This window comes from Shewanella sp. TC10 (genome assembly GCF_009663145.1).
In the GTDB taxonomy this organism is placed as follows: domain Bacteria; phylum Pseudomonadota; class Gammaproteobacteria; order Enterobacterales; family Shewanellaceae; genus Shewanella.
In genome coordinates this window covers 114,794-137,848 of the sequence record NZ_VKHR01000001.1, presented here as the reverse complement: position 1 = coordinate 137,848, position 23,055 = coordinate 114,794, and the positions used below count along the sequence as shown (strand labels likewise).

Here is a 23,055-nt window from a genome sequence, read left to right as displayed (position 1 = left end):
TGTTATTAACGTAATAGACCCATTACTAGACCAGTGTTTTGGTTAGCGTTAGAAAGTACAGTAGTACCGGCTTGAACTAATAATTGGTTTTTAGTCATGTTAGCTGATTCAACTGCGAAATCTGCATCCATGATACGGCCAGCAGCAGCTTTAGTGTTTTCAGTAACGTTAGTTAGGTTAGACGCTGTGTGACCTAAACGGTTGATGTTAGCACCAAGTGTTGAACGCTCTTCACCTACTGAATCAATAAATGCATCAACGTTGTCAATTGCAGCGTTAGCACCTGTTGTTAAGTCATCAGCAAGACCAGTTAATGCAGATGCACCTAGAGTTACGTTTAATACTTCGTTAGAACCTGCACCGATTTGGAAATCGATATCGTCTAAAGCAGTGAATAGGTTGTTACCTGAGTACTCAGTATCACCGATAATACGGTCAACTTCAGCACTTAACTCAGCAAACTCATCATTCAATGCATCTAAATCTTCAGCTGAGTTCACGCCGTTAGCTGCTTGAGTAGCGAGTTCTTTTTGACGCATAGCAATAGTCGTTAACTCTTCTAATGCACCATCAGCAGTTTGTAGCATAGAGGTTGCATCGTTAACGTTACGGCTAGCTTGCTCCATGCCAGTAACGTTCGCGTTTAAGCGAGTAGCAATTTGTAGACCAGCAGCATCGTCAGCAGAACTGTTGATGCGAAGACCTGTTGATAAACGCTCCATAGCGTTAGTCATTAGATCGTTGCTTTTTGTTACTGAGTTTTGAGCGATGTTCGAAGCAGTATTAGTATGAACAGATAACATAATGTCTTCCTATAGAATTAAAGTTATTGGTGTTACAACTAATTAAAACGACACTGGAAAACGAAACTTAATCCGCGGACTAAAATAATTAGCAAATTTTTATGAAATTCGATGTTTGAATCAGTTCTAGGTGATGGGATATAGAGGATAAAGCCTACTTTGATAGGCTTTATATACAGATGAGGGCGTTAATTGAAACTTGCCTAATAAAAGTGACTGAGACTTAAAATTAGTGCTATTGCTTAGTTTTTAATAAAGATGAAACATGATCGCGACTGACGTTAGCTTGCGCCATTAACGAGGTGACTTGGGATGAAAATGGATTTGGCTGCATTAACTCTTTTAATTTAGCCATATTTGTATCCAAGTTGCCATGAAGCTGTTCTTGATGATTAGCTCGCTTGAGCTGTTGTTGCACTTTCTGTTTACTGTTGCGAAGCTCAACAAGTTGCTGATTAACTTTTTGCTGGCTTTTAACCACTTTAACTTGGGTTTGCTTAACATCTTCGGCTTTGTCAAAACGCCACTCTTTGGGATCTTGCCATGACAGAATTTCGACCACTTTGACCGTACGAGCTTCACCTGCAGGCAAACGTTGACCTTGACCGGACATTAATAACCCAGATTGGATTTGTAACCATTGTGCATGATCTGTACTCAGCATGGCGGCATTTCGGGCTGGGGCTTGCACGCTAATGCCAATATCTTTAAACGCATTGGTGAGCTGTTTAGCTAAAAATTGATTATTTTGATGCGCAGGTAAAAAAGCGCGAGCATTATTGTCACCGTACTGGATGGTGATTCGCTCATCACGGGATTTAACTCCCACTAGGTCAACTGACTTTAATTGAAAAAAGTGCTTAGCAGCAGGGCGGTTGGCGTTTATCAGATTGAGCTGGTGATCCACTAAAGGCTGTTGCTGATAACTAATATCGAGTGCAACAAGCTGCTGCTGAATTTGTTTTGCAGTATCAGTTTGTTGCTCGGTTAACCCAGATTGTGGACTGGCATTATTCAAGGGAACCTGCAGTTTCTTTAATAGCTGTGAAACACGTAATAACCCTTGTTCAGCCACTTGATTGGCTGATATCGCATGTTGACCTTGGGTTACCTTGGCCCATTTTTGGTAACTGGCAAGCCTATGAGTTGGAATCGATGGCACGGCTTTCGCCGTCGCTGGCTGAGTGTCGTGCACAGCAGTAGGTGCAGGCGCAACCGTTTGGTTGCGCTGCAATACATTTAAACTTTCCGAAATACCTTTAAGCATGGATTTTACTGGCTACTAACTTACATGTGATTGAACAATGATAGCTGACTCACTTGCACAAAAGATTGTTGCGTCACCTGTAATGTGGTCAACTTCAAATTAAATTCCGCTGTGGCTTGTGCGTAATCTAATCCTTCGGTTTCACCGATAACCTCTTCACTAAATAAAATACGTTCAGTGTGGGTGGTTTGCATTAAGCTTAAGGCGTTTTGCTTACCACCGATATCAGTGATAGCACCACTAATCGAAGCCAATGAATCATCTAACGATTGCAGCATATCTTCAGCTGCTTGGGTAAAGGTATCATCACCAGGCGCAAGATTGGGATCGTTCAATACATCAATAAATTGCTTAGTTTGGTTTAAAATATCAGTGCCGCCGCCAGAGAATAAAAACTCCTGTGCTGTCACGTTACCTGTCATCCAAGCAGAACCTGAAATTTGTACTTCACGATGGCCATCATCACCTTGATAGAAGTAGTTACCATCGGCATCAATACCAATTGGAGCAGTACCAGTTTCATTACCTGAGAATAAGTAATTTCCGCCATCATCTTTAGCATTAACCACATCGACAAATGACTCTAATAGCTCACTAAGTTCCGCCGCATATGCCGCTCTGTCTTCAGGAGATAGCGCGCCATTATTAGCACCAATAGTGATCTCACGCATTCTCGCTTGCAGATTGGTCATACTAGAGAGGTATGTCTCTGAGCGGTCTAAACTGGTGCTTAACGATTCGGTGTTTTTTAGATACTGCGAAGTCGCCGCTAAATCTCGTTGAGTGGTAATCACTTTAGCCATACCAATGGGATCGTCAGACGGGCGTAAAATGGACTTGCCAGTTGCCATTTGCTGATTAACCTTAGCAACATCGCTGGTTAAGTGCTGCATGCTTTGTAGGTTTTGGCTGTACATATTCATCATGCTAACGCGCATAGCAGAACTCCTCTATTTGATAGACAGTAAAAGCGTTTGGAATAATTGGTCAGCAGTTGAGATGACCTTGGCGTTGGCTTGATATGATTGTTGATAAATAATCAAGTTAACACCTTCTTCATCCATGCTGACACCACTGGTGCTTGCCCATTGAGACTGGGCTTCCATTTGCAGTTTTAATGCGGTGTCCTGCGACATTTGTGCTTGACGAGATGCAGAGCCTAATTCACCGACTTTACTGGCGAATACATCCCCCATGGTGGTCGTCACGCCCATTGAGTCAAAGGTAAACTCGGTATTTGCGAGTTCGACTAAGTCTTTTAAGTTGTCGTTATCACCTGGGGTGCCATCTTTACCAAACGCTAGCATTTCGGCAGTAAAACCATCGCTGATTTTAATCGTACCCGCTGGGTTTGTTGGGTCGTAGGTAAATAAATCAATCGTTGGTGAGTCACCGTTTAAATCGGTACCGTTACGTAGTACTGCATTAAACTCATCGGCAACGGTTTGAGCTAATTCATTAATGAATTCCATCGATTCAGCTAAGCTAGTATCGCGATAATCCAACAAGGCACCTAAGCTGCCGCCAGTGGTTTCGTCTACAGGAAAACTTGAGTTACCAAACTGAATACTCACTTGTGAAACTTGTGGATTATTCGGATCTGGTTGAGTAGAAAGTGTTGACGATTTGGTGCCAGAAACTAATGGCTGCCCTTGAGTAAGAGAGATATTTTTCATCCCTTGAGAGTCTTCAACGACCCGTATATCAACAATGACGGCTAACTCATCAATCGCAGCATCGCGAGCGTCAAGTAACGCCATTGGCGGGTTATCACCGCCAGATTGAATTTCAGCATTAAAGCTGGCAATGGTTTCTAGTAGCGCATTAATTTCTTTGGTTGAGGCGCCAATTTGGCCCTCGACTTGTTTAAGTTGTGATTCGATTCCGTCACTGATGGAATTAAAGCGTTGGGTCAATGCACGGGATTCATTGAGGACACTCTGACGGTGAGCAATTTCATTGGGTTGCTCCATGGCTGAGTTAAGTGATGCAAACAATAAATCTAACCCGGCTGCAATGCTGTTGCCTTCAGAACCAAAGATTTGCTCAGCTTGGGTATAGTAACTTGCTTGAACACTGGTAAACCCCACATCACTGGTGGTTTTCCACATTTGTGCGACTTCGTATTGATCTGAAATACGGCGAACGCCGTCAACCATGACGCCCATGCCACCGCCATAGGTATTACTGCCCACTGAGCTCATTAATACTGACTGGCGTGAGTAACCTGGCACCATCGCATTGGCGATGTTATTTGATGTCGCATTAAGTGCTGCCATGCTGGCATTAATGCCTGACATCCCAATATTGAGCATGCTCATATCTAATCCTCATGTCACAACAACGAATATATAACCGCTAAGGGGCATGCTTCGCTGTTGTTATTTGTTCGGTTTGGCCATTAGTGGAATATTTAGCGCTGGCTGCATGGCTGTAGTATTAACAGCAACAACTGAATTAGGTTCAGCTATAACAGGCGTTTGGGCGGTATTATTCACGACTTGAGTGACTTGTTCGGTTTGGTTATTAGAAGCGACACTATCAGGGGCAGACTTAAGCGCTGCTGACAATTGTTTTGTCATGACACTCGCAAGGCCAGTGCTTTGTAGCTGGCTTAAACGGCCTGCAAGTTCAGCATCGTGCCAATCACGATACATGCCATCATTTTGAGACGATAATGGACTGTCTTTATCTGCCATCACATCGGAAGCTGAGCGCATTTGTTTCAGCACAGTTTGTAAGAACTGGGCTTCAAATTGTTGGCTCACAAGTTCTAATGCGCCATGCTCACCATTAGCTTCGATTAAGTCTTTGGCATTGAGGTTATTTAAATAACCGTGGTTATTGTCTAATTTCATTAAATCACCACTAGTTCAGCTTCAAGCGCGCCAGCTTCATCAAGCGCCTGCAAAATTGCCATTAAGTCCATTGGAGAGGCTCCTAGACTATTCACTGCACGAACAACATCATTTAAGGCAATACCTTCTGGCCAAACAAACATATGACCATCACCTGTATCTATGTCGATTTCACTGTCACTACCCACAACGGTTTGCCCCTGACCTTGGCCCATAAATGGTGCATTGGGTTGGCTAACAAATTCTTGCTCGACAATGGAAACGACTAAGTTGCCATGGCTTACTGCCGCTTTACGAACAACCACATTACCGCCCATGACGACCGTGCCTGTACGACTATTAAAGACCACTCGAGGGGATTTTCGGCCTTGCTCAATTTGTAATTCTTCTAGAATCGACATAAAGGTGACGCGTTCACGATTTGACTGCGGAGCGCGCACCAATACTTTTGCACTGCTATCTGCTTCAGCGACATCTGGGCCAAATAAATCATTCACAGCACGTTCAATATTACGTGCGGTTTTAAAGCTTGGGTCGCGCAGGTTTAATACGATATGTTCAGTTTCATTAAAGTTACTGTGGATTTCTGCTTCCAATAAACCGCCGTTAGGGATCCTGCCAACGGTTGGCACGTTTATCGTTAATGAAGTGCCATTTCGTCCTTGTGCTGACACGCCGCCAACGACCAAATTACCTTGTGCAACAGCGTAAACTTCACCATCAACTGCACGAAGCGGGGTCATTAACAGCGTTCCACCACGGAGACTTTTCGCATCACCTAAAGATGACACTGTGACGTCAATGGTTTGTCCAGGGCTTGCAAGTGGAGGAATGTTGGCGTGAACGGCAACAGCGGCAACGTTTTTAAGCTTAGGGTCGGTTCTATCATCGATTTGTACGCCAAATTGCTTCAACATGTTGACGATAGACTGGCTAGTAAAGCGGACTTGAGTTCGATCACCTGTGCCATCTAAGCCCACAACTAAACCGTAACCAACAAGTTGGTTATCACGAATACCTTGCACATCCACAATATCCATTAAGTAACGGTTCTGAACAGCTTGTTCATTTTGCGGCGCGGCGGTGGCTTGCAATGACATGATGGTCATTAGGACACTCGCGAAAAATGCGATGGCTTGTTTCATTTAACGCTCCATGTCAGTGCTAATAGTGGGGCACTAACAAAATTAACTATAAAGACTTTGGTTGGTAGTCGTAGATTTATCACAATGGGAACCATGGGCTATTAAAGTAACGTGAAGCCCAACCCATTTGGTTGCTATCTGAAATTGCACCTTGGCCACCGTAAATAATCCGTGCATCCGCAATACGTTGTGATGAAATGGTATTATCAGTGCCAATATCGTCGGTGCGAATAAGACCTAACAAACGCAGGTATTCATCACCTTGGTTTAATCTAAGCCACTTTTCGCCACGGATTAGTAACGCGCCATTAGGTAAGACTTTAGCCACAGTGACAGTAATCGAGCCCGTTAATTGGTTTTGCTGGGTACTCGAACCTGTGCCGTTAAATGAACGGCCAGTGTCAGCGCCGCCGCTTCCGGCAAAACTGCTATTGCCACTTGAACCTTGAGCGCCTATAGACATCGAGCTGTCTTTGCTGGTTTTAGTATCGGCTTTTTTGCTTGAATAGGTTTTCTCGTCCAATGACACCGTTAAGATATCGCCTTCACGAAAGGCACGTTTATCCTTGAATAAGGTCAACATATATCCCTGACGATATAAGCTCCCATTACTGGCTTCAGGCAAGCTGTAGTCAATTTCAGGTGGCGCCCATTCTGGTTTTCCTGGTGCCGTTTCAGGTTCAGGAAGATGTGATGCACAACCAGTCAGTAGTAGTGCTATCGCAATCCAACTATGTCTTATTAAACTCTTTGCTTTGCGCATAATAACCGTCAGTTTCAGTCTAAAAATCAGAGCTAGTCTTATCGATTAACGTTAGTGTTATCCATTAACACTAACGTTATAGATTTAACCCCAAATTACAGTGCTTGGTTCAAGAACTTAAGCATGTCATCAGATGAAGACACCACTTTGGCATTCATTTCATAAGCACGTTGGGTCGAGATCATTTCAACCATCTCTTCAACCACGTTTACGTTCGCACCTTCAAGAGAGCCTTGACGAATTTGGCCAATGGCTTGATCGCCAGCAACACCTTCAATCGCGGCTCCAGAAGCACCAGTTTCACGGTATAAATTGTCTCCGCGTGCTTCAAGACCTGCTGGGTTAGTGAAATTAACTAAGGTGATTTGGCCTAGTTCTTGTGCTTCAGCTTGGCCAGCCATTTGAGCTGACACTTGACCGTCAGAGGCGATAGTGACAGTTAATGCATCTTCAGGTATTTCGATATTCGGTACTAAAGGCAAACCTTGTGATGTCACCATTAACCCATCGCTACTGCGGAAAAATTGGCCATCACGGGTGTAGCCTAAGTCACCATTAGCTTCTTCGATTTGGAAAAACCCTTGGCCTTGAATGGCCATATCTAACTGCTGACCAGTAGTAAGAATATCGCCAGTAGTAAAGACTTTTTGAGTACCAGCAACACGAGTACCTGTACCTAATTGAAGGCCTGATGGTAATTCATTTTGCTCGTCTACTTGACCACCAGGTTGACGCTGTACTTGATAAAACAAGTCGTTAAATGCCACACGGTCACGTTTAAAACCTGTTGTGTTTACGTTTGCCAAGTTGTTGGCAATGGTGGTCATTTTAGTATCTTGAGCGCTTAAACCTGTTTTACTTACCCATAATGCAGACTGCATGATGTTATTCCTTCAAATTCTTTTTATGTCATTGCGAAGAAGCGGCGATCGCTGAAACGATTATTTACGCATCTCGTAGTAATCGATTACCTGCTTCAGACAGCTTTTCTGCGCTTTGCATGAGTTTAACTTGCACTTCAAATTGGCGACTTAAATCCATTGATGCGATCAGTTCGCTGACCGCTTGGACGTTACTGGATTCGAGAAACCCACTGCGAACATGGACTTCTTCGTCTGCTTCTAAAGGCAAACCATTATTGCTATAAAACAAGCCATCTTGACCTTTGGTCATCTGCTGCAGTTCAGGATTGACCAATTTCAGTTGACCAATTTCTTCAGTGATATTGCCTGCGTCTGCCACGATACTGATGCGGCCATCATCGCCGACAAACAGCTCACGGTATTCAGGTACAACAATTGGCCCTTCGATACCTGCCACTGGACGGCCATCAATGGTTAATTGACCTTGGGCATCAGGCACTACAACGCCCGAGCGGGTATATGCTTCACCGTCAGCAGTCATTACGCTGAACAAACCTGCATCACTGATCGCCAAATCTAACGTGCGACCCGTTGGGTTTAAAGTGCCAGCTTGCTGACTAAAACCACTGGTTTCAGTTTGCGCTAATACGCGAGTGTGCAAGCTGTTTCCTGTTGGTGTAATGACTTTGGCATTAACACGTTCAAGGTCGGCCTTAAACCCAGTGGTATCAGCATTGGCTAAATTATTGGCTCTGATCGCTTGCGCTTCCATGACTCTGGCTGCACCAGTGGCTGCGGTGTATAGCATCTTATCCATGGGTTACCCTTAAATGACGTTCAGCAATGCTTGTTGCATTGTAGAGTTAGCATCTAGCACTTTTGCGTTTGACTGATAGTTACGCTGTGCTGTCATTAAGTTAACCATCTCAGCGGTGTTATCGACGTTTGAGCTTTCAAGGTAACCAGCATTGATAGAGCCCAAGGTTCCTGTAGTTGGTGAACCAACAATTGGTTGACCTGCAGCGTTAGTTGCAGCCCAAGCATTTTGGCCAATAGGTGTTAAACCGTTTGGATTATTGAAATCAGCTAATACCACTTGGCCTTGTAATTGCTGCTCGCCATTAGTGTAAGTACCATACAAATTACCTTCGTCATCAAGGCGAATGCCGTTAAGCTCACCAGAAGTGTAACCGTCTTGGCTTAGGCTTGAGTTGTTATAATCAGCAGCATATTGGGTACTTTTGTCATAATTGATATTGAGGTTAATTGGATTTGCACCACCAGTGTTTGCAATTGTTAGATCAAAATCTGATGGTGAGTCTTCATCTAATATGCCATTTTCATCAAACTTAAGCTGGTGGCCACCAGGCATGACATCTTCACCATCTGCCATATAATAAACTTGCCATTCATTATCAGCTGTTTTTACGTAGTACTGGGTTAACGCATGCTCATTTCCTTGGGAATCATAAGTCGTTACAGTACTTGATGAGTGATATGTAGAGGCATCATCTGCGTCGAAGATGTAATCTGGATCATTAATATCTATCGCATCAACTCTAGCATCGAGATTAGAGACTAAACCGACTTTATTTGTAGCTGAAGCGGGCAGCGATCCTGCTTGAATTTGCAAGTCGGTTACGTTGCCATTTTGCAGTTGCCCACCTGGGCCCACACTGTAACCCTGTAAACGGTTTCCAGCAGGATCAGTGACATAACCATTAGCGTCTTGGTTAAACATACCCGCACGTGAATACATTGTAGTGCCATCTTGGCCATTCAGTACAAAGAAACCATCCCCTTGAATGCCCATATCAAGTTGACGACCGGTATAAGCTAAACTGCCAGCCATTGAAAAGTTTTGACTGGTCGACATGGTGTTAACACCACCTGGCTGGCCGCCATTATAAACTGCAGCAAATTCACTACGACCACTACGGAAACCAACAGTTGAACCGTTAGCAATGTTATTACTGATAGTATTTAGGTCTTGAGTTGTAGCCTGTAAACCACTTAAAGCAATATTGAACGACATGGGGTAATCCTTTTAATTCGAGTTATGAAACTTCGGAAATTTCGAGGACAGAAACCGTCCCGAGTCCGTTAGCTAATTCGGCCATCATTACGCCTGATGCGCTGACAAAGTGAACTTTTTCAATGGTTGCGGCAATGAAGGTATCGGCTGTTTCTGTGACGTCATCTGCTGTCATATTCGCTTCGATACTGTATTCGCCAGGAGGTAAATCGAGTGCTTCTGGATCAATGGTAAAGGCCACATCGCCAGGCTCTTGTGAGCCAAGCTCTAAGGTGTGAACCACATCGCCATGCTCATTTAAGATATCGATAGAGAGTTCTTCAACCGCATTGCCTAAGTAGACTTTACCTTCTACTGGTTCGATATCTAGCTCAAGTTCAGAGGCTGGTACCATTGCGGTTTTACCCACAAGTTGCGCTGATTGAACGATGGCTAAATTTTCCATCATCACCATGCTTGTCGCTTGGTTTGCACGCATATGCTCAAGACTTTCTACTTGTGAAAACTGGGCCAGCTGGCTGACATAGTCTGCAGGATCCATCGGATTTGTAGGGTCCTGATTTTGAATTTGTGCAATCATTAATGTCATGAATTCATTGCGGATAGATGATGCATCGTTACCCGGTGAATTCATGACGTCTGTGGCAGTAGTGGCTGGATCGCTACTCGTAGTACTTGGCGTGACATTCATTATTTATTTCCTAGCTGTAATAGCCCTTGCTGCATTGAGCGAGCACGGTTCATCACTTCAACATTGGTTTCAAATGAGCGACTTGCAGCCATCATGTCAGCCATTTCTTCAACGGTATTGACGTTAGAGTAGGCCACATAACCTTGTTCATCTGAAAAGGGATGGTCTGGTTCATAACGCATATCGAGAGGGGCGTCCGTTTCCACAATGGCAGCGACTTCCACATGTGCACCAGCGGCCTTTCCATCTTGCGTTTGATTATAAATAGTCGAAAACACAGGCTTTAATGCACGGAAAGCATCATCAGGGTTTTCTGCTGCTGCACCGGCATTGGCAAGGTTACTTGCAACGGTATTTAAGCGAATTGTCTGTGCATGCATACCTGCGCCAGCAATGTTATAAATTTCACCAAATGACATATCAGTTCCTATTGTCCTTTAAGTATTGCGCTTAGATTTATTGCCCTTCGATGGCTGAGCGTAAGCCGGAAATCTTCATGTTTAAAAATGTCAGACTGGTTTGATAGTCCATGGCATTTTGCGAGTATCTGGCTTGTTCTTTTCCAAGTTCTACTGTGTTCTCATCTGCAGAGGTTTGGTAAGGGACTCGATACGCTGTTTGATAGTCACGGCCCACTTCCATTCCTGCATTAATTTGAGTCATTACCGCTTTGAAATCTAAATCTTGAGCTTTATAACCAGGAGTTTCAGCATTGGCTAAATTACCTGCTAGCATCTTGCTACGTTCGACCCGAAAATCTAACGTTTGTGCGTGAATGCCTAAGGCGGTGTCGAGGTTGATAGCCATTAAAACTCCTAGTATGGTATGAACAATTTCAATATATGTCCCGTATATCCAATTAGTGTGCCAAAAGTTTAAGGTGAGTTTTATCAATGGTTTATGGCTATTTAAAAGATAAGATCGGAACTGCCGTTTCCTATGCGGTCGTCATGTGTTCCTGTTTGTTTCCGCTGACAAGCAGTGCTAAAGATCACATTGCAGCGACGCAACAACTTGAGCGTTCTTTGGTGAAGGTCTTAGAGGCTGAACTGCAGTATTGGCAGCGCCAAGCAGGACTTGAAAGCATTAAAAAAACGATTCAAGTGAACTTGCCTTCGGGCGCTGCAAATTTACAACAATGTCCCAATGAGGTTTATATTGCGACAGGGTCAAGGTTGCCTTTTGGCAATGTGCAGCGCCGTGCAACCTGTGATGCTTTAGGTTGGAGTTTATTCATCAGGGCAAGAGTGGACGTGACGGCTAATGTGCCAGTAGCGAATAGACCATTGGCGCGAGGTGAGCAGATCTCTGCTACTGATATTGAATTACAGTGGCTTAAGTTATCAGCTTCAGATAGAGATTTAATCACTAAAAAGTCGCAGCTCATCGGCAACCAAGTCAGCCATAAAGTCAGAAGGTTTAGAGCAATTAAAGCTAGCCAAGTCACTAATCCACAATGGATTAATATTGGTGACCGGGTGGTGATTGAAGCAAGAATGAATGGTTTCTACGCTAACATGCCAGGTGAGGCATTAGAGTCAGGTGGCAAAGGCTCAACTATCCGAGTGAGGAACTTAAGTTCGGGTAAAATTATCCATGTGTACCCAACTGAAAAGGGTAGAGTAACCACCCTGTTTTAATACTATTTCCAGTTATTGATCATCGTTTTTGTCTTTCTCGCATTGATAGTGAAATATCAGTGCGTTTTCTGATGTTTTTATTTTAGTTTCTGGTTTATTGCGCCGCTTATATATAGATATCGACGACATACATGGTGAACCATTATGGATATCAACAAAATATCGAGTCCAGTGACTGCGGATATGGGGACAACGAAGAGCAAGGCTAATACTTCAGGGCAAACTGAAGTCGCTGAGCTTAAACCCCGTAAAATGCCTGCGCAAAGTACCGTTAGTGATGATTGGAAACTCATAGAAAAAACACAACCTGAGCTAGCGAATATCAGTGATTTTGATGCTGATAAAGTCGCTGAGTTACGCCAAGCTTTGCAAACTGGCACCTTCAGCTTAGATGTGAAAAAAATTGCAGAGGCGATGAAGCAAAATCATGGTTAATAGTGAAAACTCTGCTGCAAAAAAGAAAATAAAACCAGAGCAAGTATCTAAGCGAGAGCAAGTGCAGGGGTTACTGCGCGGCGTACGTTTGGATATCGACGGTTATAAACAACTTCATGCATTATTAGTTCGTCAACGCGAGTTAATGCAACGCCGTGATAATGCAGGCTTAGCAGCCCATAATGAAGAGCAAACTAAGTTATGTGAATTGCTAATGGAGCGAGCCAAAAAACGCTCTATTACCTTGGTCGCGTTAGGCTTTACTGGTAACAGTAAAGGCATGGAAGATTTAATAGCAAGACTCCCAGAATCCAGTCAGAAACAAGTACTTTTATTGTGGCGCAACTTGGTGAAATTAGTACGAGAAAGCCAACAGTTTAATGAAGAAAATGGCAAGCTGTTAGTCAGCCAACAAGAAGTGATTAATTCTTTATTGAACAAGCAACCAGAAAGTCAAAATGACTATGGGCATGCTAGGTAAAGCCTTTTTGAAAAAGGGCTAAAGTATTCCAGTAAATAAGCGAAGCAGAGGGAGTGTAAAGTCTTCTTTGTTGCAAGTTTAAAGGTTGCTACTCGTCTCTCTCTTTGTCTTTCTGCAAGGAGAGAGCTGCCCCAATCGCTGTACCAACTCCAATACCCAAGCCCACATTCCCAAGCGCCACACCGATACCAGAGCCAATAGCTATCCCTACACCAATATAAAATGCTTTGGGATTATTAGTTGAATTTCCATTTTTGTTCCAATTACTCATTGAAGCTCCTGAGAATCTAATGTTTTGCTAAATATTCTATGTAAGTTATTGATTAATAATATCCTATTTTTCTTAAATACTAGATGCAAATAGAGCTTGTTGAGATCCAGCTTAATTAAGATCAAAGTCGTGGCGCTTCGCCCACACCAGAGCAAGAGGGGAAACAACAGCAATCCCCCTCTTGCATTACCCTTGCCGCTCCGACGAAGTGTTGTTCCTCATGCTATAGAGCGAATTTGCTATCGCCTCAGATTCGCCATCCCTGGCTCAATCTGAGGCTATGTCGGCGTCGATAGGCAGGAAGACTGAATGTCATGTAGTGCATGGATGCACGAGAATGACCTGCCTCCATCACGCAAATTAGCTCAACGCATTCGGACACTTCCAACGGAGAATGTTGAGCCCGCAGGTTCGTTTCGTTTAGCTTGGTAAAGAGCATAAAGAATATTGTTTTTGGGTCTTTTTATCTTATCTGTATGTTCAATTTGAATTGAGGTAAGCAAGAAAATTACGTGAGTTTGACCATGGATGGTCAACTAGCTTTCGAGGGGAAGGGACGACCCATCGGAAGCGTTAGTGATTTTTAAAGCTTGCCAAAGCGGGCTACAAATGACGTCGAAAGCTGGATCAGACTCCGTTGGAAATAATCGTTTTTCAGATTATTTCGCCGGAGCGGCGAGGGTGATGCAAGAGGGAGTTGCCGTTCACTCCCTCTTGCTCGGGTGTGGGTGGAAAACCCACGACGTTAATCCAAACGAAGTTTGGAAATACGGGAAGAAATCACGAAAACTTGAATTTGGTGAGGGCGAAGCGCCACGACTTTGATCTAATCCAAACGAAGTTTGAAAATACAAATAGTCCTTACACCATGAAAGTTAGCTACTTTTACTTCTAAAGTAAGTTCTGTGGTTTCTTGATATGTAAGCTAGTCCAAAGCTCAATACTATTATGGGGATTGAGTAATACGTTACCTTTACTCCTACGTAGGTTAAGTTCACCACTAGAAAGAGATATAACAGAGTTGTTGCTATACAAGTGATTGCTGACCATTTATGAAGATTACTCAAAATGACATTCCAGTTTATATTCAAAGTAACCTCTGAGTGTTAATAAAGTAAGGGAGAAGGGAGCTGCAACGTTATCCAAACGAAGTTTGGCAATGAATAACATCATTTAAGTATGTTTACTTAAGCTGATACCTGCAGGCTAAATCATCCAATTGCTTTTGCTCTTGTTTATCCAAATGAGCCTGTCGTTGTTTCAAGCGATCTTGATAGAACCAATTAATCCCTTGTTGGCGTCCTAATTGGCTACGCCAGATCTTATCCACTCTTTGGTGTTCTTGTTCCAATAGAATCTTTTGGCGGGTGAGCTTTTTCTGTAGTGGCTTAATAGCGTTAATCATTTGCACGCTGTTTTGCATCAATAAGGGATTAGCACATTGTTGGGGGTATGCATGGTATTGGCTCACCATGCTAGAAAGCTGTTGTTGCTGATGACCTATTTCAATCAATCGTTGTTGGCTGGCATTTTTTTGCTGACTAAGCTGATGCAGTTTCTTTTCTTCTTGTTGGCATAACTGTAAAAGCTGTTTCATTTAATTTGGCCCATTTTGTAATAGATAAGCGTTAATGCAACATGGTTCATTCAGCAATTGGCGCTTGATAGCCTAAGCCTTCGATTAAGGATTGCAGCAGAGTGATGCTGTGCTGATGATCCGCTTGGCTATGGGTTGTTTGCTGTAAAAATGCTGCCATTTGCGGGTAAGCCTGAACAGCAATATCCAGTTCTTTATCTTGGCCTGGTTGATAACCACCTAACGGCAGTAACTCTTTGACCTGCTGATATTTACTGTTTAAATGCCTGAATACCTGTCCGTGAGACAAGCTATCTGGACTGGCTACTTGTGCAGCGAGTCGGCTCACTGATGCGCCAATATCAATCGCTGGGTAGTGCCCTTGTTCAGCTAATTTTCTGTCTAATACAATATGGCCGTCCAGAATCGCTCTGGCTGCATCTGCAATAGGATCTTGCTGATCATCGCCTTCGGTTAATACAGTATAAAAAGCGGTTAAGGTGCCTGTAGGATGTTGGCCGTTACCTGCCATTTCGACCAAGCTTGGCAGTTGAGCAAACGCTGAAGGTGGATAACCTTTGGTAGCTGGTGGCTCACCTAAACTTAAGGCAATTTCACGTTGTGCTTGGGCATAACGAGTGAGGGAGTCAACCAGTAATAGCACTCGCTTGCCTTGATCGCGATAAGCACATGCAATGTGATGACATAAACGCATGGCACGCATACGCATCAATGGTGTTGTGTCAGCTGGTGCGGCGATTACCACTGAACGCTCTCGACCTTCCTCACCTAAAGATTGTTCGATAAATTCTCGCACTTCACGGCCACGTTCACCGATTAAGCCAACGATGACAATGTCAGCTTCAGTAAATCGAGTCATCATCCCTAGCAAGACACTTTTACCCACACCAGAGCCTGCGAATAAACCCAAGCGTTGACCACGGCCAACTGGCAGCAGGGCGTTGATCGCTCTAATACCCACATCTAGCGGTTCAGTAATCGGTTTACGTTTGAGTGGATTGGTGCTCATTGGCACCATAGGAATTTGTTGAACTTGAGTCAGTGGGCCTAAGTCATCTAATGGCTGACCTAAGCCGTTTAACACTCGACCCAATAAGCCTTTGCCTACTGGAATTTGGCTGCGCTCAGCGATGGGCATGACGCGCGCCCCAGGCATTAACCCTGAGGTTTGCTCAATGGGCATTAAGCAAACGGTATCTTTATAAAAGCCGACGACTTCAGCTTCGACTAATCGGCCGTCACGACATTCAATATTACAACGATCGCCTGTGCCAAGTTGGCAACCCACCGCTTCAAGTAGCAGTCCGTTAACACGGGTCAGTTTACCGTAAACTTGTGCTACAGGCACCGCTGGCCAATCTAAAATTGTGGCGCTAGATTGACTGGATGTGACGATAGCTGACTTGGCGCTAGCTTTCACCTTGGCCTCTATCGGTTTCTAGGTTAGTTTCAGTGTCTGTGGGCTCAAGAGCGGGTTCAAGTACTGGTTCTTGTGCTGCTGATTGCGCCAGTTTTTGCTCGATATCTGTGCGTTTTAAATGGTTTTCTACTTGGTCTAAACAGGCATTTAATCGCGTTTCCATAGAGGCGTCAGCATCTGATTTTTCGCTAACGATACGGCAACCTCCTGCGCTAATAGTGCTGTCTGCAACCAAGGTCCAGTTTTGAATTTTATCTGCAGCCAGCTCTTTAAGCTTGTTCACTGCAGTTGGTTCTAAGTGGATTTTCACTTCAGTGGGGTCGTCAGGAATGGCGGCTAATGTCTCTTCGACCAGCGCAAGAATTTGCTGCGGTTGTAAGGTGAGTTCACAACGGATCACTTGAATTGATACACGGCGTACTAAGTCTAAAATCAGCTCTTGTTGTTGCATGATTTGTTGACTATGGCCTTCTTCTAGCAAAGATTTCATGGCTGCAAGTGGCGCGATGAGTTGATTCAATTGATCATCAATTAAATCTTTGCCTTTATGCTGACCTTCAATACGACCTTGATTAAAACCGGCGGCATATCCAGATTGTTGGCCTTCTTCATGACCTGAAACTAGACCTGCCTCGTGGCCTTTTACGACGCCTTCATCATAGCCTTTATCAAATGCTTGTTGATAATCCTGCCAAGAAGGCTCGCCTACAGCTGGATCGGTTTCATTAGCATGTAACGGACTAAATTGATGGCGACGAATGCGCTCACCATTGAGGCGAAATCGAATATCGGAGCCGTGTGACTTGTTCATTAGGGCACTCTTTTGCTGGTTCAATAATTTACTCATTACTCAACAACCTGCTCTTCAAACAGCTGCAGTTCAATTTGACCTTCATCCATCATTTGCTTAGCCAGTTCCATAATATCTTTACGGGCAGCGGTAGCTTGGCTTAATGGTACGGTACCGATGGCTTCAATTTGAGTTTCAATAGCAGACGACATACGCTTAGGTAGGGCACGTAATAAGGTCTTTTTCAGCTCTGGCTCAATCCCTTTAAGCGCGAGGGCTAAGGTGTCGGCAGGTACTAATGCCATGATTTCTTGTAGGGTTTCAGCTTTCTGACGACCAAGAATAATAAAGTCGAACATGTTGTCAGCGACTTCACCTGCGAGTTTTTGGTCATGGAGTTTAATCATTTCCATTAACTGCTCTCGATTACCTTCGAAACGATTTAATATGTCGGCAACTTGGCGAATACCTGACACTTGAGTGTGACTTTTTTCCATCGCGATCAGCATGCAGCGTTCAACTAAATGACGTAATTCTTCAACCACGCCACGTTCTAATTCACCAAGTTGTGCAATACGCACTAATAGTTCATCTTGACCCGCTTCTGGTAATCCTGATAACACCTGCGCGGCGCTTTCTGGTGGCAGTAAACCTAATAAAACAGCTTGTAATTGACTGTGTTCATTGGTTATTTCACGTGCCAGTAGTTTTGGGTCTACCCACTCTAAGCGTTTTACTAATGTCTTAATTTCATCGCCGTAGATGTTGTCGATTAGGCTTTTAGCCACACGATCACCTAAGGCTAAATCTAAGGTTTTTTGCAGGTAAGAGCGCGAGGCTCTGGCAATACCTGATTGTTCTTGATAGCGCTTAAAGAAGCGCCCAATGACAAAATCAGCTTCGTTTTGAGTAATGCTAGATAGCCGTGCCATTTTATGACTGAGATGCTGAACATCATTGCGGTCTAAATGCGCCATTACCTGTGCAGCGCCTTTTTCGCCCATGCTAAGCAGGATCATGGCGGCTTGATCTAGGTTATCTAAATTGATATCAAGTTCATTCATCATTTTATTATTTCCTGTTCAGCAATTACTGTTGTTTAGCGTCTTTATCGCTGATCCAGTGGGCGATGACTTCGGCAACACGTGCCGGCTCTTTTTCTGCTAATACGCTAAGGTGTTCCATTTTCACTTTCAGTGGCGAGCTAGTCTCTGGTAAGCCAATACTCATCAGATCATCATCTGCTTGCGGCTGACCTAATCCCATTAATTCATCTGCAAGTGATTGTGCATCGTCACTGCTATTTGCCAATTTAGCTGAGCTAGCCTCTTGGTACTGAAGGCTGTCTTTCTCTTCTTCGATATCTTTAAGTGCTGTTAAATCAACAGTTTTAGTTAAGTGACGCACTAATGGTCTTAATACGAAGAAGATTAAGCCGATACCCAGTAATAAACCAATGAAGTATCGAAGGTATGACTCGTAACCTTCAGTTTGCCACCATGGCATAGGTTGGAATTCGGCGATTCTTACTGGCGCAAAATCAAAGCTATTGATACTGAATTGGTCGCCACGTACTGCCGCAAAACCAATGGCGTCTTGAACCATGCTGCTCATTGAGTCTAGTTGTGCCTGAGTCCAACCATTTTCTCCAGCCGCTTGGTTGTTCAGTAGCACTGAAACTGAAATATTTTCTAACTGCATTTGCTGATAACGGGTGTGCGTGACAGTGCGACCGACATCGAAGTTACGGTTCGTTTGTTGAGTGAGGTTACGACGCTGATTATTGTCTTCGCCCTCAACAGCTGGAGCAGGCGGTTGGTTGGCTAATGCCCCAGGAATGCCCATAGCCATATCGCCGTTAACTTCATTTGAACTTTGCTGTTCAGTACGCATAACTGATTGTGGATCTAGTGACTCATTGGTTTCTTCAACTTGATTGAAGTTAACTTGTGCTGCCACTTGAACTTGAAAGTTCTCTTGTCCCAAAATTGGCATCAGCATGCTAGAGGCGCGATTAATTAAGTTTTGTTCTAGTTCGTGAGTGTATTTAAGTTGACGGTCACGAGCTTGGGTAATGTCATTGTTGAGCGTTAATGCAGAGCTTAAGTGATTACCTTGTTGGTCGACGACTTGAACTTGCTCGGCAGTCATACCCGTGACGCTACCAGCGACTAAGTTAACAATTGACTCGACTTGCTCTGTTTGAATATTACTGCCTGCATAAAGATCTAACATGACTGATGCTGATGGTAGTTCTGGCTGCTGGCGAATAAATAAGGTTTTCTTTGGAATAGCAAGATGAACTCGTGCAGTACGAACTGAACGTAACGCCATGATGGTGCGAGATAATTCGCCTTCTAGACTATAACGATATTTTGCCTGCTCCATAAATTGGCTCGTACCGATGCCAGAATCACCCAGTGATTCCATTCCCATCGGCATTTGGGCTTTAACACCACGAGCCGCTAAGATCATCCGTGCCTTGCCTAACCTATCTTCAGGTACAAGCACTAAACCTGAATTAGTATCTAGTCGATAGCTAATTCCTTCGGTTTCCAGTACTTCAATGATTTGCGCGGTTTCGACCTTTTCTTGGCTGCCATACAGCGGGCGATAGCCTTGGCTAGCAGTCCAGAGCATTAACACGATGACACAGGCCACTACAATGGCAAATACTGCTAACACAGCGACTTGTTTGTCACCTTGGTTAAAGCTAGTCCATTTCTCTTTTATCGTCTTAAATGGCGATGCTTTCTCACCAACATCAGTAACAGGTTGGTTAGGCTGAGTAAGAGTTGTAGGCATTGTTTCTAATATCCTTGGGCTAAAATGCTTTGTATCTATAGGGATTTATCGATATTGAGCTCGTTAAAAACTCTACATTTAAATTGGCATTTTCATTACTTCATCAAATGCTTGCACTAAGCGATTACGAATTTGGATCATGGTTGAAAAAGATAAACTGGCTTTTTGTGAGGCCACCATCGCGCCAACAAGATCATCACTTTCACCACTATCTACAGCGCGCATTAACGCAGAAGATGTATTTTGAACAGTGTTTACTGCTGCAACTTTTTGTTCCATCAATTCAGTAAAAGAGGGCGTTTGAGTACCAAAGTCGCGCGGATTAGCGGCTACTTTGATGGCGCCTTTAGCCATTTCTGAATGTACGTTCATCTGATCCATCAAAGATTGAACATTCACCATAGGTGCGTTCACCATAGTTGCATTAGACATCTATTTTCCTATCTATTACTAAGGTACTAAGAGTAAGAGGGTTATTTAAGCCACTTTGCCAAGGGCAAGCTCAATATCAATGCCTTGTTCACGCATTTGAGCCAGCTTGTAACGTAATGCTCTGGTCGTCATACCTAATGAGTCTGCTGTGAGATTTCGTTGACCATTGAAGCGCTTTAAGGTGTCGAGAATATATTGGAACTCAGCTTGACGTTTTGAGCCTTTCAGTCCTGAATCTTGGCTAGCCACTTGCGACGATTGTGGTTGTTCTATACCAAGTTCAACCGCTTGAATTGCTTGACCTCGACGCATGACTAACGCGCGTTGAATGGTATTTTCAAGCTCCCGGACATTACCGCTCCAGTCATGACTTAGCAGTAAATTGCGTGCTTGGTCGCTGAAGTAGCATGCTTGTTCAGTATTGTTATTGTGGTAAATATCTAAAAAGTGCTCTGCAATCGGTAAGATATCTTCACGGCGCTGACGAAGCGGGGTAATTTTTAATGGCAGCACATCAAGCCGATAAAAAAGGTCTTGTCTAAATTCTGCATTTTCTACCGCTAAGCGTAAGTCTTTATTGGTCGAGGCAATGACGCGAATATCTAAAGAGATCGACTTGTGGCTACCTAAACGCTCAACTTCTCGCTCTTGCAACACTCGTAGCAATTTGGCTTGTAACAGCAGCGGCATTTCACCTATTTCATCCAGTAAAAGTGTGCCGCCATTGGCTTGCTCAAATTTACCTGATTGATCGTTAACAGCGCCTGTAAATGCCCCTTTAACGTGACCAAACAAAATAGATTCTAAAATGCTTTCAGGGATTGCCGCACAATTGATTGAAACAAATGGGGCATCAGCGCGGTTTGAATGACGATGAATATAGCGTGCAAGAGGTTCCTTACCAGTACCGCTTTCGCCGGTCAGTAATACAGTGGCATTGGTCACTGCAGCACGCTGCGCTAGCATGAGTAGTTGGCGGCTTACTGCTGATGAAGCAATGATTTCTGAGTCTGTTTTATCTATTGTTTTAAGGCGATTTAGTAAAGAGATGAGCTGCTGATTATCAATAGGCAATAATAAATAATCCTGCACGCCTGATTGCATCGCTATCCCAGCAAGTTCTGTTTGCTCTGGGTCTAATAATGCTATTTGGTTTTTACTTGGGAACATAGACAAGCGCTGGGGGACTTGTTCTGGTTCACAGTCAGATAAATTAACTAAATTGAGCCATGGCTGAGAATGAGGTGTATTCCACAGTTGAAACCCATGATCTAGCAGCAAAGTGGCCCCGGCTTCTGATAGTTGGGTATCAACTAATTGTATTGAATATTGCTGCTTCATCGAACTGCCTTGTGTGGCTGGACTGATGCAAGTGCTTTACCTTTAACTAATCTCACCATCACTCGACGATTTAACTCACGCCCTTGGGTGCTACTATTACTGGCAATAGGATTCCTAGAACCATGGTTTCTCACTTCAATCATACTTGCAGGTACACCGAGCTCGATCAATCTGGACTGGACTTCAAAAGCTCGTTCTTTACTCAGTTGTAAGTTAACTAATCGATCACCTGTCGCATCAGCATGACCATCAATAAGTACTTCAGTGATATTGGCATCTGCATCAATGTAGCGCGCAATAGCAATGAGATCAGATTCGAACTGTTCTTCTAAACGACTTGAATTGCTATTGAATTGCAAATCAACTCGTCGAACATACGAAAAAGGTTTCGGTAATAAATCTTGCTTACACAGTCTAAATTCTCTGACCACACCTCGGGTTGATACTGGTGTTGAGCGAACTTGATATTTAACGTTGCTGACTGGATCTATGTTCACTTGCCATGTCAGCCCTTGTTCTAGCGCTTCTAGAAATGCAGAGCTATTTCGACTGGTGTGAGCAATATTGCCTTGCCAATTTAATTCAGAGACAGCGAAAGGTTTATTAAGTTGCTGTTGCCAAGTTGAGCTTTCAATCAAAATCTCACTTGATTGATTTTGTAACTTCAACCAATCGGCTTGCAAACTAATGATTAATTCATCTCCAGGGCTTGCTGTGAGATTAAATTTACCGAACCCTTCAATTTCGTGGCTAATATCACACTTGAATATATTTCCGGAAAACTCCCAAGAGGATTTCTCCATTGGAGTCTTATAAGTGTTCTCTATGGTATCAGCATAGGCGTTTAATGAAAAAATAAGAGATATAATTGTTATTGGTATTATTTTTTTCAACTATCAACATCCTATTTTAATTTGTAAATTGAATTGTTTAATTAAGTTTTGCAGTATTAAACACTAAATAAAAAACTATTCAAATGAATTTTTTGTAAATCTTTAAATTAATCAAACTATGTGAGCTAATAATGTTTTCTATGTTGTTTTTAATGAATTAAATGATGTAGTATCTTGCGGAAATACTGGTTTTACATAGACATACTAAGATGTTTGTCAGGTATTCAGTTTTTAAATAGCTGATTTTTATAATAAAAATTAATATCTAAGTTTATTTTGAAATTTGTTTTAGTTTTTTGAAAGTTTAGTCGCCTTATATAAAGCTTTTAGTTTTGAATTAATTCTTTTTGGTTTTTATTGTTATTTGGTTGTTTTGTTTTTTTGATTTATGGTCGCCATTAGAAGTTCTATTAATATTTTTTGTTCATATGTAATTCGTCAAAATATATTATTACGTCAAAAAAATGTCGATTTAGTTTTTAATTGACGAGATTGGTTAATTTTAGTTCGACTAACTTCCTTTGG

General features: G+C 43.1%; 25 protein-coding genes. 3 read left to right on the top strand and 22 right to left on the bottom strand.

The features are described from left to right. Window positions 1–5: 5 nt before the first annotated feature. From FNZ24_RS00645 to FNZ24_RS00585, 13 genes are all read right to left on the bottom strand, one after another. Window positions 6–803: a flagellin gene (locus FNZ24_RS00645; RefSeq protein ID WP_153912484.1), complete on the bottom strand. Its 798-nt coding sequence runs from the start codon at window positions 801–803 to the stop codon at window positions 6–8. Window positions 804–1,038: 235 nt separating this feature from the next. Then, window positions 1,039–2,070, bottom strand: a complete 1,032-nt coding sequence (locus tag FNZ24_RS00640; protein WP_153912482.1) for a hypothetical protein — start codon at window positions 2,068–2,070, stop codon at window positions 1,039–1,041. Between the two features lie 20 nt (window positions 2,071–2,090). Beyond that, entirely contained in the window at window positions 2,091–3,008 is a 918-nt protein-coding gene (flgL, locus tag FNZ24_RS00635) for a flagellar hook-associated protein FlgL (RefSeq protein ID WP_153912480.1), read from the bottom strand. Between the two features lie 12 nt (window positions 3,009–3,020). After that, entirely contained in the window at window positions 3,021–4,391 is a 1,371-nt protein-coding gene (gene flgK, locus FNZ24_RS00630; RefSeq protein WP_153912478.1) for a flagellar hook-associated protein FlgK, read from the bottom strand. A 60-nt stretch (window positions 4,392–4,451) separates the two neighbouring features. Beyond that, a complete protein-coding gene (locus tag FNZ24_RS00625) occupies window positions 4,452–4,928 on the bottom strand; it encodes a rod-binding protein (RefSeq protein ID WP_153912476.1) in 477 nt (158 codons plus the stop codon). Then, complete coding sequence (locus tag FNZ24_RS00620; protein ID WP_416384803.1) at window positions 4,928–6,037, bottom strand: flagellar basal body P-ring protein FlgI; 1,110 nt, start codon at window positions 6,035–6,037, stop codon at window positions 4,928–4,930. The genes FNZ24_RS00625 and FNZ24_RS00620 overlap by 1 nt, the downstream gene beginning before the upstream one ends. A 115-nt stretch (window positions 6,038–6,152) precedes the next feature. Continuing rightward, the gene (gene flgH, locus FNZ24_RS00615; RefSeq protein WP_153912471.1) at window positions 6,153–6,836 is read right to left on the bottom strand and encodes a flagellar basal body L-ring protein FlgH; all 684 of its coding nucleotides are present in this window, start codon (window positions 6,834–6,836) and stop codon (window positions 6,153–6,155) included. Window positions 6,837–6,931: 95 nt separating this feature from the next. Next, a complete protein-coding gene (flgG, locus tag FNZ24_RS00610; RefSeq protein WP_055025314.1) occupies window positions 6,932–7,717 on the bottom strand; it encodes a flagellar basal-body rod protein FlgG in 786 nt (261 codons plus the stop codon). 64 nt (window positions 7,718–7,781) lie between these two features. Continuing rightward, window positions 7,782–8,516: a flagellar basal body rod protein FlgF gene (locus FNZ24_RS00605; protein ID WP_153912469.1), complete on the bottom strand. Its 735-nt coding sequence runs from the start codon at window positions 8,514–8,516 to the stop codon at window positions 7,782–7,784. Window positions 8,517–8,525: 9 nt separating this feature from the next. Further along, on the bottom strand, window positions 8,526–9,734 hold the full coding sequence (gene flgE / locus FNZ24_RS00600; RefSeq protein ID WP_153912467.1) for a flagellar hook protein FlgE: 1,209 nt from the start codon (window positions 9,732–9,734) through the stop codon (window positions 8,526–8,528). Between the two features lie 22 nt (window positions 9,735–9,756). Further along, entirely contained in the window at window positions 9,757–10,425 is a 669-nt protein-coding gene (locus FNZ24_RS00595; RefSeq protein ID WP_153912465.1) for a flagellar hook assembly protein FlgD, read from the bottom strand. Continuing rightward, a complete protein-coding gene (flgC, locus tag FNZ24_RS00590; protein ID WP_153912463.1) occupies window positions 10,425–10,844 on the bottom strand; it encodes a flagellar basal body rod protein FlgC in 420 nt (139 codons plus the stop codon). Before flgC ends, FNZ24_RS00595 begins: the two co-directional genes overlap by 1 nt. Window positions 10,845–10,881: 37 nt before the next feature. Then, on the bottom strand, window positions 10,882–11,232 hold the full coding sequence (locus FNZ24_RS00585) for a flagellar basal body rod protein FlgB (protein WP_153912461.1): 351 nt from the start codon (window positions 11,230–11,232) through the stop codon (window positions 10,882–10,884). An 86-nt stretch (window positions 11,233–11,318) separates the two neighbouring features. Here FNZ24_RS00585 and flgA point away from each other — a divergent pair, with 86 nt between their 5' ends. The 3 genes from flgA (at window position 11,319) to flgN (ending at window position 12,981) form a co-directional block, all read left to right on the top strand. Beyond that, complete coding sequence (gene flgA, locus FNZ24_RS00580; protein WP_153912459.1) at window positions 11,319–12,065, top strand: flagellar basal body P-ring formation chaperone FlgA; 747 nt, start codon at window positions 11,319–11,321, stop codon at window positions 12,063–12,065. 144 nt (window positions 12,066–12,209) lie between these two features. After that, a complete protein-coding gene (gene flgM, locus FNZ24_RS00575; protein ID WP_153912457.1) occupies window positions 12,210–12,500 on the top strand; it encodes a flagellar biosynthesis anti-sigma factor FlgM in 291 nt (96 codons plus the stop codon). After that, complete coding sequence (gene flgN, locus FNZ24_RS00570; protein ID WP_228768316.1) at window positions 12,493–12,981, top strand: flagellar export chaperone FlgN; 489 nt, start codon at window positions 12,493–12,495, stop codon at window positions 12,979–12,981. The genes flgM and flgN overlap by 8 nt, the downstream gene beginning before the upstream one ends. Before the next feature lie 88 nt (window positions 12,982–13,069). Here flgN and FNZ24_RS00565 read toward each other — a convergent pair whose 3' ends face one another. The 9 genes from FNZ24_RS00565 to FNZ24_RS00525 form a co-directional block, all read right to left on the bottom strand. After that, the gene (locus FNZ24_RS00565) at window positions 13,070–13,252 is read right to left on the bottom strand and encodes a hypothetical protein (RefSeq protein WP_153912455.1); all 183 of its coding nucleotides are present in this window, start codon (window positions 13,250–13,252) and stop codon (window positions 13,070–13,072) included. Window positions 13,253–14,435: 1,183 nt separating this feature from the next. Beyond that, window positions 14,436–14,849, bottom strand: coding sequence for a flagellar FliJ family protein (locus tag FNZ24_RS00560; protein WP_153912453.1), 414 nt, complete (start codon window positions 14,847–14,849; stop codon window positions 14,436–14,438). A gap of 46 nt (window positions 14,850–14,895) precedes the next feature. Beyond that, window positions 14,896–16,269 carry a FliI/YscN family ATPase gene (locus FNZ24_RS00555; RefSeq protein ID WP_324187459.1) on the bottom strand — a complete coding sequence of 458 codons (1,374 nt, stop codon included), beginning with the start codon at window positions 16,267–16,269 and terminating at the stop codon, window positions 14,896–14,898. After that, entirely contained in the window at window positions 16,259–17,080 is an 822-nt protein-coding gene (gene fliH, locus FNZ24_RS00550; protein ID WP_153912452.1) for a flagellar assembly protein FliH, read from the bottom strand. The genes FNZ24_RS00555 and fliH overlap by 11 nt, the downstream gene beginning before the upstream one ends. A gap of 35 nt (window positions 17,081–17,115) precedes the next feature. Then, on the bottom strand, window positions 17,116–18,126 hold the full coding sequence (locus FNZ24_RS00545) for a flagellar motor switch protein FliG (protein ID WP_153912450.1): 1,011 nt from the start codon (window positions 18,124–18,126) through the stop codon (window positions 17,116–17,118). Between the two features lie 22 nt (window positions 18,127–18,148). Further along, window positions 18,149–19,864: a flagellar basal-body MS-ring/collar protein FliF gene (gene fliF / locus FNZ24_RS00540; protein WP_153912448.1), complete on the bottom strand. Its 1,716-nt coding sequence runs from the start codon at window positions 19,862–19,864 to the stop codon at window positions 18,149–18,151. Window positions 19,865–19,942: 78 nt separating this feature from the next. Next, window positions 19,943–20,281: a flagellar hook-basal body complex protein FliE gene (fliE, locus tag FNZ24_RS00535; protein WP_153912518.1), complete on the bottom strand. Its 339-nt coding sequence runs from the start codon at window positions 20,279–20,281 to the stop codon at window positions 19,943–19,945. A gap of 60 nt (window positions 20,282–20,341) precedes the next feature. Next, the gene (locus tag FNZ24_RS00530) at window positions 20,342–21,637 is read right to left on the bottom strand and encodes a sigma-54 dependent transcriptional regulator (RefSeq protein ID WP_153912446.1); all 1,296 of its coding nucleotides are present in this window, start codon (window positions 21,635–21,637) and stop codon (window positions 20,342–20,344) included. Beyond that, entirely contained in the window at window positions 21,634–22,440 is an 807-nt protein-coding gene (locus tag FNZ24_RS00525; RefSeq protein ID WP_228768315.1) for an OmpA family protein, read from the bottom strand. Before FNZ24_RS00525 ends, FNZ24_RS00530 begins: the two co-directional genes overlap by 4 nt. Window positions 22,441–23,055 lie beyond the last annotated feature (615 nt).